We start from the raw sequence: 16356 nt of genomic DNA on the forward strand, positions 1-16356 counted from the left end.
GAGCAGCACGCTCGTCAGTGCGAGCCGCTTACGGAAACGAGAGGTCCCTTTTCTCTCTTTGCCCCGAATGAATTGCATGGTCCCGGACTTTAACGGCGCGGGGCGGGGCGGTCTGCCCAAGTGCGGCGCCAGCACCCCAAGTGCGGAACTCGCCCGACCGCACCGGCTCACAGCAGCCAGGGAACGCCCTCGGTCTCCCGGTAGCAGCACGTCGTACCGGTCGAGACGGTGGCGCGCAGATGCCCGGCCAGCTCGGGATGGTGCTCGTCGAGGCGCCGCAGTGTATGGCGGATACGGGCCGTGACGGTCTTGCGGACCCGCTCCGCCTCGTCGCCGAGCCGCCGGGGGCGCCCGGCGAGCCCCGCCGCGCTGCGCAGTTCGTCGAGCAGTGTCGCGCGTTCGCGGTCCAGCCGGGCTGCCCGGCGGTCGTCCCCGGCGTTCAGCGCACGCTCGGTCTCCTCGTCCAGCCGCGCCAGATGACGCCGGTAGTTGACCTCGGCCTCCCGGTCCAGGACGGTGTCGCTGCCCATCCGCCCGGCGGCGGCCACGACCTCGTCACCCCCGGGCGCGAGCAGGCGCACCGCCGCTATCCGGCTGCCGGGCGCTCCGAGCAGCACATGCAGGTCGTGCAGGCCCTTGGCGTCGGGCAGATGGACGGTGCGGCCCGCGAAGCCGAGCGTCCACACCGAACCGTCGAACCGGAAGACGGAGGCGGCACCGGACTCCGCACCCCGACCAGAGCCAGGCCCGATGTCAGGAGCCGCACCGGTACCCGCGCTTCCCGTCCCGCCCACCCGGGCGAGCAGTTGGAGCTTGCCGAGCTCGCCCGCCTCGGCCGCCACCTCGTCGAGAAGCGCGCCGGCGGCCGCCGCGTCTCCGGCCGCACCGCGGCGAGCCAGGGCTTCGGCCAGACCGGCCCGCGCCTCCAGCGACCACGGCCGGGCCCGTAGCAGGTCGGCGGACCGCCGGGCGGCGCTGAAGCCCTCGACCGCCGCCTCCCAGCGCCCCTGCGCGGCGTCCAGCCGGGCGGACCACAGGACGAACGGGCCGTGGATGTCGAAGCCCGCGATCGACACCGCCCACTGCCCGAGGAAGGGCTTGATGGCGGCCCGCGCCGTCTCGCAGAGCTGCGGGTCCCCGGAGGCCGCCGCGGTCTGCGCCTGGAACCTCAGCCACAGCGGCAGGAGCCAGGGGACGCAGGCATCACTCGCGTCACTGGCGGCGCGGAGGTATCGCAAGGCGACCTCGACGTCCCCGCGCTGCACCGCCGTTGTCGCGTGGATGAGCCGCGGGTCCAGGTGGCCGTCCTCGCCGATCTCCTGGAGCAGTTCGTCCGCCTGGTCGAATCTGCCCCGCAGCTGGCACAGGGCCCAGCGCTGGTGGTTCCAGATGTCCACATGGTCGATATGGGCCTGCTCACCGAGCGCGTACGCCTCGTCGATGAACGCCTGTGCCTCGTCGAACCGGCCCTGGAGGGTGGCGACCGAGCCCTGACTGGACAGCGCCTCGTGCCGGCAGCGCGGCAGCGCCGTGCTCTGCGCGCGAGTGACCAGTGAGCGGTGCCCGTCCAGGCAGCGGGGGTCGCCCTGTTCGAGGAGCGCGCCCAGGCGCAGCGTGGAGGCCCGCACCTCCAGCTCCGGGTCCGCCGCCCGTCGGGCCACGGCCGCCAGCTCCTCGATGAGGCCCTGCCGCTCCCGCAAGGTGCCCGGTGTCCAGATGGCGTCGTGCCGGGCGAGCAGGCTGAAGCCGAGCTCGTGGTCGTCCTGGCTGCGCCGGGCCAGCGCGACGGCCCGCACGCTCAGTTCCCGCGCCGCCGTCGCCGGTACGGCGGGCCGCGCCGCGCGGCCCGCCAGCGTCCGGTGGGCCTCGTCGATCAGGTCGACCTGGAGCTGTTCCGGCCGGCCCGGGTGCACCAGGCCGTGCAGGGTGAGCGCCGCGCGTGCCAGCAGCTGGTGGTCCCCCAGCTCCCGTGCGAGCGCGACGACCTCCTCGAAGGTCTGCCTGCCCCGGACCTCGTCCCTTGTCTGGTACTCGGCGGTGCCCAGGGCGAGTCCGATGGTGGCCCGCCTGCCGGGGTCGTCACGGGGGACCAGTTCCAGTGCCCTGCGGTAGTGCTCCGCGGCTTCCTCCAGCGCCAGCCGCCCGGAGGCGTCGCGCGCGGCGGCCAGCAGGTGCTCCACCGCGGCGGCGGGATCCAGCTCGCCCACCGCGAGATACGCGTGCCGGGCCAGATCGGAGGACTCGAGGTGCTCGGCGAGCGCGGGGGAGCGCTCCAGCGCCCGTACGACGGACCGATGGCGGCGCCGGGCCTCCTCCGCCGGCAGCCCCGCGCACAGCGACGCGCGGACCAGGTCGTGTGCGAACGCGTACCGGCCGTCTCCGAGCGGTGTCACCAGGCGTGCCCTCACCGCCTGGCCGAGCCGCTGCTCCAGCTGCGGCAGAGCCACCCCGGCGCAGGCGCCCAGCCTGATGCACCGGGTACGGGAGGAGGCGCAGGTCCACGGGACCAGGGCCGGGCTGGCACGGGGGCTCACCGTCACCGGCGGGGTGATCACCTCGGCCGGACTCGTGCTCGCGGGCACGTTCGCCGCGATGGCGACCCTGCCGCTGGTCAATCTCGCCGAGATGGGCTTCGTCGTCGCCTTCGGCGTCCTGCTGGACACCTTCATCGTCCGCTCGCTGCTGCTGCCCGCCCTGGCGCACGACGTCGGCGCGCGGATCTGGTGGCCCAGCAGGCTCGCGGCGGTCCGCGAGGCGCCGGCGGAAGGGCCGAGGTCCACGGACGAGGACCTCACGCCGGTCGGCTGAACCGGCTCGGCTGAACCGGGGGCTCGGCTGAACCGGGTCGCACCCCGCCGTACGGATGCGTACGGCGGGGCGCGACCGCCCCGCCCCGCCTCAGCCCTGCTCGCTCAGCCCTGCTCGCCGTGCAGGCTCATCGGCCCGTACACCTGTGAGCCGTCCTCCAGCAGGGTCACCTGGTCGGCGCCGCCCTCGAGCAGCTCCTTCCAGACCTCCCCGATCCAGGACTCCGCGTCCCCCTGGGTGGGGAACTCCTCGGGCTCAACGGCAGGAGCCGTCTCACTGCCGTCGGACTTCTCGAACCGCCACGTCCACGCCATGTCGTCTCCCGGATCAGCTGTCGTGTACTGCTCGCACAGTAGTGCCGGGTGCGCGCCCGCCGAAGCGGCACGAGACGATCGGTGGGTGGAACTCACCCTGCTCGGCACCGGCGCACCCGCCGGACTGCCACGCCCCGGTTGTCCCTGCGCGGCCTGCGCGACCGCAGTCGGCGGCGAGGCGCGCGCCGCCACGTCCGTCCTCGTGGACGGCACCCTGCTGCTCGACCTCACCCCCGGGCCCGCTTTCGCGGCGGCGCGCGCGGGCCGGACGCTGCACGGCGTACGGCATGTGCTGCTCTCCCATCCGCACGACGGGCCCGCCCTGGAGATCCCGGCCGGGCTGCCCGCGCCCGTGCGCGTGCCCGACGGCCAGGAGCTGACGCTGATAAGCGGCCACCGGCTGCGCGCCGTGGCGCTGGACGCGCCCGGCACCGGCTACCAGGTCACCGGACCGGACGGCGAACGGCTGCTCTATCTGCCGCCGGGCACCGCGCCCGCCGGGCAGGCAGCCCCGCCGGAGCCGTACGGGGCAGTGCTGCTCGACGTGCTGGGCCGGCCCGACGCCCTGGCCCGGCTCCGTTCCGGCGGGGCGGCCGGGCCGGACACCGACGTGCTCGCCGTCCATCTCGACCACGACGTGCCGCCCGGCGCCGAGCTGCGCCGCCGGGTCGCCGCGGCGGGCGCCCGCAGCGAGCCGGACGGCACCACGCTGTCGGTCGGCGCCTACCGCGAGACCCCGGCCCCGCCGCGCCGCACCCTCGTGCTCGGCGGGGCCCGCTCCGGCAAGTCGGTGGAGGCCGAACGCCGCCTGGCCGCCTTCCCCGGCGTCGAGTACGCCGCCACCGGCGGCACCCGCGGAGACGACGCCGAGTGGGCGGACCGGGTCGCCCGGCACCAGGAGCGGCGCCCCGCCTCCTGGCGTACCTCGGAGACCTGCGAGCTGGTGCCGCTGCTCGCCGAGCAGGACGCCGGACCGCTGCTGATCGACTGCCTCGCGCTCTGGCTCACCGACGCGATGGACTCGGTGGGCGCCTGGGACGACGCACGGTGGGCGAGCGGCGGCTCACGGGCGCTTGCGGACCGGGTCACGGAGCTGGTGGCCGCGCTGCGGGCCACCGGGCGCACGGTCGTCGCGGTCAGCAACGAAGTCGGCTCCGGGGTGGTCCCCGGCACGGCGGCGGGGCGCCGCTTCCGGGACGAGCTGGGGCGCCTGAACGCCCAGGTGGCGGGCGAGTGCGAGGAGGTGCTGCTGGTCGTCGCCGGTACGGCCCTGCCACTGCGCGGCTGACCCGGCGGAGGACTCGGCGGAGGACTCGGCGAAGGGTTCGAAGCGAAGGTTCAGCCGCGTACGGCGCACAGGTGCAGCAGGGCCGCGACCGAGCGGTAGGGATCGGTGCGGCCCGCACGCTCCTCAGCGGCGATCAGCCGCGCGTCGTCGGCGGGTGTCGCGCTGCCCGTGGTGAGGACCTGCACCCCGTACCACTCGGTGAGCGGGGTGCCGATCCCCGAAAGCACCGTGCTGAGGCTGTCCAGCAGAAAGGCACGCTCGGGGAAGTCGAACGCGGAGAGCGCCGCCTCCCAGTCGCCGCCGCGTGCGGCCTGCAGGGCCAGCGCCGCGTCGTTGCGGACGAGCAGGGAGAGGAGGCCGCCCGGCGCCAGCACCCGGGCGAGCCCGGCCAGGGTGCTCGCCGGGTCGCGGGCCTCCGTCAGCACGCCGTGGCAGAGCACGAGGTCGAACGCACCGGGCAGGAAGTGCGCGCCGGTGTCCCCTCCGCCGCCCGCCACGATGCGGACCCGGGCGCGTACCCCCGCGTCCTCTCCGGCCAGCGAGTCCGCCGCCAGTGAGCGCAGCGCGGGGTCCGGCTCCAGGCCGGTCACCCGGTGGCCCGCACGGGCCAGCCGCAGCGCCTGGGCGCCCCGGCCGAAGCCCGCGTCGAGCACCCGCAACGTGTGGTCCGGCCCGAAGTGCGACGCGAGCTGCTCGTCGAGCTGCCGGGCGACCAGCTCCTGCCGGATCAGGGCCGCTCGCCGCGTGCGACCTGCGGCTTCGGCAGGCGCATCCGGCGCATCTGGAGAGTGCGCATCAGGGCGTAGCCGACGACACCCTTCCGGCTTTCGTCCGGGAAGCGCTCGCGCAGCGCCTTCTTCAGCCGGAACGCGGTGCTGAACGAGTCGAGCACGATCATCACGATCACGCCGAGCCACAGCAGCAGTGAGATGTTCTTGATCTGGAGCGAGGGCATCAGGCTCAGGATCAGGATCGTCACGGCGATGGGCAGGAAGAACTCGGCAACGCACCACTTCGAGTCCACGAAGTCGCGGGTGAAGCGCCTCACCGGGCCCTTGTCGCGGGCAGGCAGATAGCGCTCGTCGCCACTGGCCAGCGCCTCGCGCTGGCGGGAGAGAGCGGTGCGCCGTGTCTCACGGGCGCGCTTGGCCGCCTCCTTACGGCCGGCCGGTGGCGTCGCGAGGGTGCGTCGCTGGGACTGCGCCTCGCTTCGCTTCGGCGTGGGGCGGCCCTTGGGGGCCTGCGGGTCACGGGACTGGGGCTCGGCGTCGGCCACCTGAGTGGCGGAATCCTGCCCATCCTTCGAACGGCTTCGGAACACACTCCAAGAATACGGTGCTCTCCGGTGTGGGCCCCACCCTTGGGGGGAACGATCCCGCAACACCTGGCATGAGCCTGGCGCCATCGGGGTTCCCACCGGGCCCCGCCTACTCCCTGCGCTGGAGGCTGCGGCAGCGCGATCGTCCTCCAGGATGAGCGGATCCGCACCCGAACAGTGCGGTAATGGAACCAGGCCCCTTACTCTGGGGTCTCAAGGTGTGCCGAGGTTCGAGTCCGTTACGAAGGGGGCGCGCGAGGCCCATGAGCGGTGTCATGAAGCGTATGGGAATGATTTTCCGCGCGAAGGCCAACAAGGCCCTGGACCGGGCCGAGGATCCGCGCGAGACGCTGGACTACTCGTACCAGAAGCAGCTCGAACTGCTGCAGAAGGTGCGGCGCGGAGTCGCCGACGTGGCGACGTCCCGTAAGCGGCTGGAACTCCAGCTCAACCAGCTGCAGGGCCAGTCCTCCAAGCTCGAGGACCAGGGCAAGAAGGCCCTGGCGCTGGGCCGCGAGGATCTGGCGCGCGAGGCGCTCACCCGCCGCGCCGCCCTCCAGCAGCAGGTCACCGATCTGGAGACTCAGCACCAGACGCTGCAGGGCGAGGAGGAGAAGCTCACTCTCGCCTCCCAGCGGCTGCAGGCCAAGGTGGACGCCTTCCGTACGAAGAAGGAGACCATCAAGGCCACCTACACGGCTGCGCAGGCGCAGACCCAGATCGGCGAGGCGTTCACCGGCATCTCCGAGGAGATGGGCGACGTCGGTATGGCGATCCAGCGGGCCGAGGACAAGACGCAGCAGTTGCAGGCCCGTTCCGGGGCGATCGACGAGCTGCTCGCCTCCGGCGCCCTGGAAGACCCGTCCGGCACCGCCAGGGACGACATCTCGGCGGAGCTGGACCGCCTTTCGGGCGGCAGCGACGTCGAGCTGGAGCTCCAGCGGATGAAGGCCGAGCTGGCCGGTCCGAGTGCGGAGGGGCAGCCGGCGATCGAGGGTGGCAATAGCAACAGCAAGCAGGTGAGCCCGCAGGAGCCGAAGGACACGCCCCGGTTCGACAAGCAGTGACAGCGTCCGGACGCAGGTCCACCAGCAGCCGCGCGGCCCTTTGAGAAGGAGAGCGTCGTGATCGTACGGATCATGGGGGAAGGGCAGGTGAAGCTGGACGACAGCCACTTCACCGAGTTGAACAAGCTCGACGACGAGCTGCTGGCGGAGATGGAGTCCGGTGATCACCCAGGCTTCCGCCGGACTCTCAGCGCGCTGCTCAGCGCCGTACGGTCGATGGGCACGGCGCTGCCCGACGACTCCCTGGAGCCGTCCGAGCTGATCCTCCCCGCACCCGACGCCTCGCTCGAAGAGGTGCGCGGGATGCTCACGGAGGACGGGCTCATTCCCGGTTCCGTGGGCTGACGGCCCACACCCGGCCAGTAGCCGCCGAAGCCGGCCGACAGCATCAGCGGAAGAGGGGCCTCGTGCGTGCAGGCGTCCGTGCCCGGGAAACCGGATGCTCACATTCCGGCCCGCCGCACCGCGCGCCCGGCGGGAGCCGTAACGTGCAACCTGTGACGATCAGCCCGATCAGCCCTGGTACCGAGCGCCTCACGGAGCTGCGCTGCTGGCAGAAGTGTCACCCGCACCTGGTGGACACGCTGATCGCGATGGCCGCCTTCCTGATGGTCGTCATAGGTTCGGCGACGCAGCCGAACACCATGGACGGGCGTCCGCACATCGGTGAGCGCGAGCTGAACTCGCAGACGGTGGTCCTGGCCATGATCGGCTGCGCCGCGCTGATCCTGCGCCGCCGCGCGCCGCTCCCCGTGCTCTGCCTGACCACGACGGTCACCGTCGTCGGCCTGATGCTGGCCCCCAACACGGGCGCACCCTCCGACAGCCGGGCGCCGCTCGCGGTGGCCTCGGTCATCGCCCTCTACACCGTCTGCGCGCACACCGACCGCAGCATGTCCTGGCGGGCGGGCGCGGCCACCGTCGTGGCCGTCACGACCGCCGGGATGCTCTTCGGCGCCCGGCCCTGGTTCGCCCAGGAGAACCTCGGCATATTCGCCTGGACAGGGCTCGCCGCCGCCGTGGGAGAGGCGGTACGCAGCCGCCGCGCGTTCGTCGACGCCATAAGGGAGCGGGCCGAGCGCGCCGAGCGCACCCGCGAGGAGGAGGCGCGGCGCCGGGTCGCCGAGGAGCGGATGCGGATCGCCCGCGAACTGCACGACGTGGTCGCGCACCACATCGCGCTGGTCAACGTGCAGGCCGGGGTCGCCTCACATGTCATGGACAAGCGCCCCGACCAGGCGAAACAGGCACTGGCACATGTCCGGGAAGCCAGCCGGCACGCGCTGGACGAGCTTCAGTCCACCGTGGGGCTGCTGCGCCAGTCCGGTGACCCGGCCGCGCCCACCGAACCCGCCCCGGGCCTGGGGGTACTGGACGAACTGGTCGACAGCTTCCACCGGGCGGGGATGGATCTCGAGGTCCAGGGCCCCGAGCCCGGCGCTCCGCTGCCGTCCGCCGTGGACCTGACCGCCTACCGGGTGGTGCAGGAGGCCCTGACCAACGTGCAGAAGCACGTCGGCGTCAGGGCCCATGCGCGGGTGCGAATCGAACGCAGCAGGCAGGCGCTGGAGATCACGGTCCTGGACGACGGCGCGGGCGAGTGCGTCCCGCCCGTGGAGAGCGGCGGCGGGCACGGGCTCATCGGCATGCGGGAGCGGGCCGCGGCGCTGCACGGGCACTGCGAGGCGGGCCCTCAGGAGGACGGCGGCTTCCGGGTGCGGGTGGTGCTGCCGCTGCAACCCGGCGCGCAGAAGGACGCGCGGGACGGACTGCCGTAGCAGCCGGCAGGGACCGCAGGCGGTGAGCACAGCAGTAGGCACAGCAGGCAGCGCAGCAGGCAGCACGAAGGAAGCACAGAGGAGAAATGCCGTATGACCATCCGAGTGGTGCTCGCCGACGACCAGGCGCTGCTGCGCAGCGCCTTCCGGGTGCTGGTGGACTCGGAGGCGGACATGGAGGTGGTCGGGGAGGCGTCCGACGGCGCGGAGGCGGTCACCGTCACCCGTGAGCAGGGTGCGGACGTGGTCCTGATGGACATCCGGATGCCCGGCACCGACGGCATCGCCGCGACGCGTGAGATCGGCGCGGACCCCACGCTCTCCGAGGTCAAGGTGGTCATCCTGACGACCTTCGAGCAGGACGAGTACGTGCTCCAGTCGCTGCGCGCGGGCGCCTCAGGGTTTCTGGGCAAGGGGGCCGAGCCCAGTGAGCTGCTGGCCGCGATCCGGATCGCGGCCCAGGGCGAGGCGCTGCTCTCACCGTCCGCGACCAAGGGCCTGATCACGAAGTTCCTGGCGCAGGGCGGCACCGGGGCGGGGCCGGACGGGCCGGGCATCGAGGCGATGGACGTGCTCACCGTGCGCGAGCGCGAAGTGCTCGTCCTCGTCGCGGCGGGGCTCTCCAACGACGAGATCGCCAAACGGCTGGCCGTCAGCCCGCTGACGGTCAAGACCCATGTGAACCGCACCATGTCCAAGCTGCACGCCCGTGACCGGGCCCAGCTGGTGGTGGCGGCGTACGAGAGCGGCCTGGTGCGGCCGGGGGTGTAGCGGGCTGTCGCTTGGATCGGGCCGGGGCGCACACCCAAGGGCCAGGTTTGGCTTCTGTCAGGACTTCGGCCCGGTACGGGGACCCTGGTCTCCTGGCAGAAGACAGCGTGATCACCTGTCGACGATGCTGACCACAGTGCGAGTGCAACTTCCTCGCGCAGCAGGTGGTGACGAATCGCGGCAGGAGACAGGTACCCAGCATGTCGACACAGCCCCCGGCGCCTTCGGGCACAGACCAGGCAGAACTCCTCGATCCGCAGGCCGAGAGCTTCCTCGCGTGTCCGTACGCGGCGTACGCCGACGCCAGGAAGAGCGCGCCGGTTGTGCACCAGTCGGCCCTCGACGAGTGGATCGTGGTCGGACGGGACGAGATCGAGAGCGTCCAGCGCGAGCACGGAGTCTTCACCAGCCGCTACAACCTCGACGGGTCGTACCCGTTCAGCCCCGAGGCCCGGGCGATTCTCGACGACTCCCTCTTCTTCCGGGTCGCGCTCTACAATGTGGAGCCGCCCGCCCACACCCGTTTCCGTACGCTCATCAGCGAATACTTCTCGCCCAGGAACCTTCGCGCGCTCGAACCGGCGGTCCGCCGCACGGCGGACCGGCTGGCCGGAGGGATCCTCGGTTCCGGACGGGCGGATCTGCTCCAGGAGTTCGCCTACCCGCTGCCCATGACCGTGATCTGCGACATCATCGGCATCCCGGAAGAGGACCGCGCCCAGGTCAAGGAGTGGAACAACCAGTGGCTCGCGCTCCAGGTCGTGCCGCTGCCCGTGGAACAGCAGGTGCACTGCGCGAAGAGCGTTGTCGAGTACGAGAACTACGTTCTGCGGCTGCTCCGGGAGCGCCGTGACGAACCTGCCGACGACCTGCTGACGGTGCTGGGCGATGCCGCGGCCGAGGAGGATCCCGTCTGCGCGGCGGAGGACGTCGTCGTCGCCCTCCGCGTCATGATCGCCGCCGGGCACGAGACGACGACCAACCTGATCGGCAACACCGTGTGGCACCTTCTGGAGGACCGCGGGCTGTGGGAGTCGCTGGTCCGGGACCCCGCGCTGATTCCCGCCGCGGTGGAGGAGGGCCTCCGCTTCGACTCCTCCGTGCAGGGAGCCCCGCGAGTGGCGACGGAGGCGGTGCGGGTCGGCGGGGCGCAGATCCCTGCCGGAGGACAGGTCCGCGTGATGTTCGCCGCCGCCGGGCGGGACCCGGAGTGGGTCGAGGACCCGGACACCTTCCGTCTCGACCGCCAGGGGCCGCCCCGCCATCTCGGGTTCGGGCACGGGATCCACTTCTGTGTCGGGGCCGGCCTGGCACGGCTGGAGACCCGCATCGCGCTGGAGACGCTCACCGGGCGGTTTCCGTCGCTGCGGCTCGAGGAGGGGTTCACCCCCCAGCACCTGCCGGGCGGCTTCGTCTTCCGCGGTATGAGCGCACTTCCCGTCATCCGGGCCTGAGAGGCGGTCGGCTCCGCCCGGTCGCTCAAAGCTGTCGTCCGGACCCCGCTGCTCAGCGGGGGCGGACACCGGTCTCCCAGCCCCAGCGAGTACTCAATGGAGATTCACCATGGCACTTGCAACCGCCGCACCGCCCGTCCCGCCGATGCCGGGGCGGCTGCCGCTCGCCGGGCACGCCGTCCAGATGTTCCGCAACCCCCTGAAGTTCTTCCAGTCCGTCAGCGAGCGGGGCGGTCTCGTACGCATCTGGCTCGGTACGAAGCAGGCATACGTCGTCAGTGACCACGACATGCTGTACGACATCCTCGTCCGCAAGGCGAAGTCCTTCGAGAAGGGGATGCAGTTCGACCAGGCGCGGCCTCTGCTGGGCAACGGCATCCTGCTGTCCGAGGGCGACTTCCACCGAAGGCAGCGGCTGCTGATGCAGCCGGCCTTCCACCACACACGCGTCGCCGCCTACGTCGAGGTCATGCGGGAATCCGCGTCGGAGGTGTTCGACGGCTGGCGGGACGGCCAGGAAGTCACGATGTACGACATGTTCTACGAGCTGGCGGTGCGCATCGTCATCAAGGCGCTGTTCTCCACCGACATGGTCGAGCAGGACGTCGCGCAGGTGTACCGGTCCATGCCGATCGTGATCTCCGGCGTCGAGAAGCGGGCAGCGATCCCGCCGGCCCTGCTCGACCGGCTCCCGACCAGGTCGAGCCGTGAGTTCCACAGCTCTGTCGCACGCCTGTACGCGATGGGCCGGCGCATCATCGCGGACTACCGGGCCCAGGGCCGCAAGCCGGACCAGGACGACCTGATGACCCTCCTGTTCGCGGCGCAGGACGGCGGCAACAAGGAGATGACGGACAAGCAGATCCAGGACGAGTTCATGACCCTGCTCACCGCCGGGTCCGAGACCACCCCCAGCGCGATGAGCTGGAGCGCGATGCTGCTGGGACGGCACCCCGAGGTGCAGCGCAGGCTTCAGGAGGAAGTCGACACCGTGGTCGGCGACCGTCCGGTGGCCGCGGAGGACCTGCGCGCGCTCGACTACACCCGCCGGGTGATCCAGGAGGCGCTGCGGCTCTACCCGCCGGTCTGGGCACTGGGCCGCAAGTGCGTGCAGGACGTCGAGCTCGGCGGGCACCACATAGCCGCCGGCACCGAGGTGCTGTACTCGATCTACGCGGTGCACCACGACCCGAAGCTGTACGAGAATCCGGAGGCGTTCGACCCGGACCGGTGGCTGCCGGAACGCGCGAAGGGCGTGCCGAGGAGTGCCTTCATGCCCTTCGGCGCGGGCGTGCGCAACTGCATCGGCGAGTCGTTCTCCTGGTTCGAGACCCAGACCGTGCTCGCCACGATGGCGCAGCAGTGGACCGTGCAGCCCGTCAGCGCCGAACCGGTCAAGCCGGTCGCGATGGGCGCGCTGGTCCCGGGACCACTTCCCATGAAGGTCGTGAGGCGCGCGAAATGAGCGTGCTGGCGGAGGAGCTGGCCGAAGGGCGCGTCGGACTCAGGGCGCAGATCGACGGCCGGCTCGACTCCTTCCTGCGCGGGCGGCTGGACGCGGAGTCGAACCCCGAGGCCAGGCAGGCGCTGCAGCTCCTCCACACGTTCGCGCTCCGCGGGGGGAAGCGGGTCCGGCCGCTGTTCTGCTACTGGGGCTGGCGCGGTGCGGGCGGGGAGGCCGGTGACCCGGAGGTACTGGGCGCGGCCGCCGCCCTGGAGCTCTTCCACACGGCGGCCCTGATCCACGACGACATCATCGACGAGAGCGATCTGCGCCGCGGCCGGGCGACGATGCACATGTCGATGGGGCAGTTGCACGCCTCCGAATGGCGCGGTGAGCAAAGGAGGTTCGGGCTCTGCAGCGCCCTGCTCGCCGGGAACGCGTGCCTGGTGTGGTCGGAGGACCTGTTCCAGGAGAGTCCGCTCGTCGTCCGGAGCGCCAGGGCGCGGGCGCTCTTCGGCCGGCTGCGGAGTTCCGCCGTGTACGGGGAGTTCCTCGACCTCGTGGGCGAGGCCCGCGACAGCACGATGGACGAGGCGCTGAAGATCGTCCGGCACAAGACGGCGAGCTACACCGTCCGCTATCCGCTCCAGATCGGCGGTGCGCTGGCCGGGGCCGACGAGGAGCTGCTGGCCGCGTACGACCGGTTCGGGCTGCTCATCGGTGAGGCGTTCCAGCTGCGCGACGACCTCGTCGGCTTCCTGGGCACGGCGGGCGTCTCCGGTAAGGCGGCTGCCGACGACGCCCGCAAGGGCAAGCCGACGGCGCTGATCGCCGCCGCCCGTGAACTGGCCGACAACGGACAGCGAGACTGCCTCGACCACCTGTACGGAGCCCCGTGGATCGGCGACGCAGAGGTCGCCCGACTGCGCGAGACCGTCGAGAAGACAGGTGCGCCCGCCGTCATCGAGCGGATGATCCACGAGCGCCATGACGGCGCCCTCAGCCAGTTGCGCGAGGCGTCCCTGCATCCCACCGCACGGGCCGAGCTGGAGCTGCTGGCGACGGCCTCGTTGAACCGCGACAGTTGAAGGAGCACCATGCCGAAGCCTCCCGCACCCTATGCACCCGGTACCGAGATCTACCTGCCGGAATTCCCGTACCTGCTCCCCGCACGCTGCCATCCCCGGACCGATTCCATACGTGCGGAGTCCGACGCCTGGACGCGCGAGAGCATGGGCTTCGCGCTGGACGGGGAACGGGAGATGGCGCTCCTCATGGAGGAGACCGCCTCCTTGTGGACCTGCTATGTCCTGCCGACGGCGCGGCACGAGCGGCTGCGGCTGCTGTGCAAGTACACGGAGTACCTGTCCGTCTTCGACAACGCGATGGTGGACCGCCGCCGGATCGGGAAGGACCCCCAGGCGGCCAAGGAACTCTTCGGCCGGGTGATGAACATCCTGAACGACCAGGCCGACGCCGCCGACTTCGCGTGGGGCCGGGCACTCCAGGGGCTGTGGAAGGAGATGCGGGCCGATGCCTCGGACGCTCTGTGGGGCCGCTTCATGACGGAGGTGCAGCGATTCCTCTCCGGCTGCGTCTCCGAGATCACCTCCCGGTCCGAGGACCAGGTCTTCGACTACGACACCTACATCAAGGTGCGCCGGGACAGCGTCGGCATGGGCATGTACTTCGTGCTCGGTGAGTACGGTCTCGGTATCGATCTGAGCGAGGACCTGGAGCGCCACCCGGAGCTTCGCGGCATCATCGACACGGCGCTGGTCCACATCATGCTCACCAACGACCTGTTCTCCTTCCGTGCCGAGGCCGAGATGGACGACTACGTCAACGCCCTCTCGGTGCTGCGGATCAGCGAGGGCCTCGGTCTCCAGGCCGCCGTGGACCGGCTGTTCGCCGTGATCGACGGTCTGCGGTCCGATTTCATGGCGGCACGGTCCGCCATCGAGGCGGGCCCGCTCGGCTCCCGGGCGGAGATCAGGGCGTATCTGGACGCGCTGTGGCACATGATGGCGGGCAACCTCCAGTGGTCCTACCTCACCTCCCGCTACAACGGCCCCGGGCACACCTGGAACGGCGCGCGGTCCGGGGTACTGAAGCTGTATCCGGACCGGACCGAGTTCACCGGACGGGCCTACTGGACTCTGGGTGCCGGTGCCGGTGCCGGTGCCGGTGCCGGTGCCGGTGCCGGTGCCGAACGGGGCAGCCGTCCGGCGGACTCCGCGTCCGCGGCGGAACTGCCGGTGCGGGCATGAGCACCACATACGCGACCGCACCCGGCCGGGCGCCGGGCGTGGGACACGCCCTCGCGCTGATGCGCGGCCCGCTGGGTTTCATCCAGTCGCTGCGCAGCCACGGCGACCTGGTCCGTGTGGATCTGGGACCCATGCCCGCCCTGTTCGTCACCGAGCCTGAACTGATCCACGCGCTGCTCACCGACCGCAAGGACCTCCTCGACAAGGGGCGGTTCTACGACAAGGTGCGTCCGCTCACCGGGAACGGCGTCATCCATGCCTACGGGGATGAGCACCGCCGCCAGCGGGCCATGATCAAACCCTCCTTCCACCGGGAGCAGATCGCCCGCTACGCGACGGTCATGCACGAGGTCACCACCCGGAAGACCGCCGACTGGCGCGCCGGTGAGCAGCTTCCGCTCGACAAGGCGATGCGTGACATCACCTTCAACATCCTGGCCTCCACCATGTTCGGGTCGGCGGTCGGGAAGGAGGCGCACCAGGAGCTGGCGGACCTGCTTCCCGTCGTCCTGGAAGCGATCATGTGGCGCACCGTGTCCCCGGGCGACCTGCTGGAGAAGCTGCCGCTGCCGATGAACCGCCGCTTCGACCGGGCGTTCGCCGACCTGCGTGCGGCGATCAGCCGGGTGATGCTGGAGTACCGGCGCAGTGAGGACGGGGAGCGGCGCGCGGACATGCTCTCCATGCTGCTCGGCGCCAAGGACGAGGACACCGGCCTGCCCATGACCGACGAGGAGATCTGCAACCAGATCGTCTCGATCACCATGGCCGGCTCGGAGACCGCGGCGACGGCGATGGCCTGGATGTTCTACGAACTCGACCGTCACCCGGACATCGAGCGGCGGGTCCGTGCGGAGGTTCTCGAGGTCCTGGGGGACCGGGACTTCGAGGTGGCGGACGCGGGGCGGCTGCCGTACTGCAGGACAGTGCTGCAGGAGGTCCTGCGGGTGCGTCAGCCGATCCTGGTCATCTCCCGGCGGGCCGTGCAGGACTTCCCGCTGGGCTCGGGCACGGTCCGGGCCGGTACCGAGCTGTTCTACAGCCCGTACGCGGTGCACCGGGATCCGGAGTTCTTCCCCGACCCGCTGCGGTTCGATCCCGACCGCTGGGTCTCGCGCCCGGCCGCGGTCCTGCCGAAGGGGGCGTACACACCGTTCGGTGCCGGTCCGAGGCACTGCATCGGGGAGCAGTTCGCCTGGGCCATGATGCACGCGGTGCTGGCCATCGTCGTACGGCGCTGGCGTCTGGTCCTGCCGGACGGGGTGAAGGTGCGGGAGATGCCCTGGGCAACCGTCAACCCCCATCACATGCCGATGGTGCCCGTCCCGGTCGGGCGCGAGGAGAGCGTGCACGGTGAAGATCAACATCGATGAGGAGAAATGCTGCGGCTCCGGAATGTGCGCACTTTCGGCCCCTGGGGTGTTCGACCAGGGGCCGGACGGCCGGGTAGTCGTGCTGGATCCGTCTCCGCCGACAGAAGCGGAACATCTCGTTCAGGTCGCGGTCTTCAACTGCCCTTGCGAAGTGATCACGCTGGACGAAGAGCAGTGAGTGCCTTTGCCGAAGATTTACCGGAAACTGGTCTTCGGAATTACTGTAATCGTTTGGTTACCAAGTGCACACGTCTTGTGTATGCCTTGTGCAGGATAGTGCCGATCGTTACCCTGGATCCACATCTCGGCTGGTGCCGGGGAGTGCGGATTGTTTTCCACCGGAGTCCTGCCGTGGAGTCTCGCCGCACCACCTTTCGCTAGTCGGCCGGATGGCCAGCGCGAAGGGGGAGCCATGGCTTTAATTTCGGACGCGATTCCGGTCAGTGTCATTATCTGTGACGGAAACCCACA

Annotated in this window: 15 protein-coding genes and 1 pseudogene; 12 read left to right on the top strand and 4 right to left on the bottom strand. The window is 71.0% G+C overall.

Annotated features, from left to right (window positions below):
• Positions 1-167: 167 nt before the first annotated feature.
• Entirely contained in the window at positions 168-2447 is a 2280-nt protein-coding gene (locus LHJ74_RS25825; protein WP_260220632.1) for an ATP-binding protein, read from the bottom strand.
• Positions 2448-2466: 19 nt separating this feature from the next.
• Here LHJ74_RS25825 and LHJ74_RS25830 point away from each other — a divergent pair.
• A pseudogene (locus LHJ74_RS25830) lies at positions 2467-2808 on the top strand (MMPL family transporter); the annotation flags it as partial.
• Between the two features lie 104 nt (positions 2809-2912).
• Here the strand turns inward: LHJ74_RS25830 and LHJ74_RS25835 are convergent.
• On the bottom strand, positions 2913-3122 hold the full coding sequence (locus tag LHJ74_RS25835; RefSeq protein ID WP_260220633.1) for a hypothetical protein: 210 nt from the start codon (positions 3120-3122) through the stop codon (positions 2913-2915).
• Between the two features lie 85 nt (positions 3123-3207).
• On the opposite strand from LHJ74_RS25835, the gene LHJ74_RS25840 reads away from it, so the two are divergent.
• Positions 3208-4410, top strand: coding sequence for a bifunctional adenosylcobinamide kinase/adenosylcobinamide-phosphate guanylyltransferase (locus LHJ74_RS25840; RefSeq protein ID WP_260220634.1), 1203 nt, complete (start codon positions 3208-3210; stop codon positions 4408-4410).
• 50 nt (positions 4411-4460) lie between these two features.
• Here LHJ74_RS25840 and LHJ74_RS25845 read toward each other — a convergent pair whose 3' ends face one another.
• Together LHJ74_RS25845 and LHJ74_RS25850 are read right to left on the bottom strand one after the other, a co-directional pair.
• A complete protein-coding gene (locus tag LHJ74_RS25845; protein WP_260220779.1) occupies positions 4461-5126 on the bottom strand; it encodes a class I SAM-dependent methyltransferase in 666 nt (221 codons plus the stop codon).
• Positions 5127-5137: 11 nt separating this feature from the next.
• On the bottom strand, positions 5138-5731 hold the full coding sequence (locus tag LHJ74_RS25850) for a DUF3043 domain-containing protein (RefSeq protein ID WP_260220635.1): 594 nt from the start codon (positions 5729-5731) through the stop codon (positions 5138-5140).
• Between the two features lie 260 nt (positions 5732-5991).
• On the opposite strand from LHJ74_RS25850, the gene LHJ74_RS25855 reads away from it, so the two are divergent.
• The 10 genes from LHJ74_RS25855 (at position 5992) to LHJ74_RS25900 (ending at position 16063) form a co-directional block, all read left to right on the top strand.
• Positions 5992-6795, top strand: coding sequence for a PspA/IM30 family protein (locus LHJ74_RS25855; RefSeq protein WP_260220636.1), 804 nt, complete (start codon positions 5992-5994; stop codon positions 6793-6795).
• Positions 6796-6852: 57 nt separating this feature from the next.
• Positions 6853-7140: a PspA-associated protein PspAA gene (pspAA, locus tag LHJ74_RS25860; protein WP_260220637.1), complete on the top strand. Its 288-nt coding sequence runs from the start codon at positions 6853-6855 to the stop codon at positions 7138-7140.
• 158 nt (positions 7141-7298) lie between these two features.
• Positions 7299-8573: a sensor histidine kinase gene (locus LHJ74_RS25865; protein ID WP_446033491.1), complete on the top strand. Its 1275-nt coding sequence runs from the start codon at positions 7299-7301 to the stop codon at positions 8571-8573.
• A gap of 93 nt (positions 8574-8666) precedes the next feature.
• Positions 8667-9344, top strand: coding sequence for a response regulator transcription factor (locus tag LHJ74_RS25870; RefSeq protein WP_260220638.1), 678 nt, complete (start codon positions 8667-8669; stop codon positions 9342-9344).
• 200 nt (positions 9345-9544) lie between these two features.
• Positions 9545-10798, top strand: a complete 1254-nt coding sequence (locus tag LHJ74_RS25875; RefSeq protein ID WP_260220639.1) for a cytochrome P450 — start codon at positions 9545-9547, stop codon at positions 10796-10798.
• 109 nt (positions 10799-10907) lie between these two features.
• Positions 10908-12263: a cytochrome P450 gene (locus LHJ74_RS25880; RefSeq protein ID WP_260220640.1), complete on the top strand. Its 1356-nt coding sequence runs from the start codon at positions 10908-10910 to the stop codon at positions 12261-12263.
• Positions 12260-13330: a polyprenyl synthetase family protein gene (locus LHJ74_RS25885; RefSeq protein ID WP_260220641.1), complete on the top strand. Its 1071-nt coding sequence runs from the start codon at positions 12260-12262 to the stop codon at positions 13328-13330. Before LHJ74_RS25880 ends, LHJ74_RS25885 begins: the two co-directional genes overlap by 4 nt.
• A gap of 9 nt (positions 13331-13339) precedes the next feature.
• Positions 13340-14512 carry a terpene synthase family protein gene (locus LHJ74_RS25890; RefSeq protein WP_260220642.1) on the top strand — a complete coding sequence of 391 codons (1173 nt, stop codon included), beginning with the start codon at positions 13340-13342 and terminating at the stop codon, positions 14510-14512.
• Entirely contained in the window at positions 14509-15885 is a 1377-nt protein-coding gene (locus LHJ74_RS25895; RefSeq protein ID WP_260220643.1) for a cytochrome P450, read from the top strand. Before LHJ74_RS25890 ends, LHJ74_RS25895 begins: the two co-directional genes overlap by 4 nt.
• Positions 15866-16063, top strand: coding sequence for a ferredoxin (locus LHJ74_RS25900; protein WP_260220644.1), 198 nt, complete (start codon positions 15866-15868; stop codon positions 16061-16063). The genes LHJ74_RS25895 and LHJ74_RS25900 overlap by 20 nt, the downstream gene beginning before the upstream one ends.
• The last annotated feature ends 293 nt before the right edge of the window (positions 16064-16356 follow it).

It is taken from the genome of Streptomyces gossypii (genome assembly GCF_025165795.1).
In the GTDB taxonomy this organism is placed as follows: domain Bacteria; phylum Actinomycetota; class Actinomycetes; order Streptomycetales; family Streptomycetaceae; genus Streptomyces; species Streptomyces gossypii.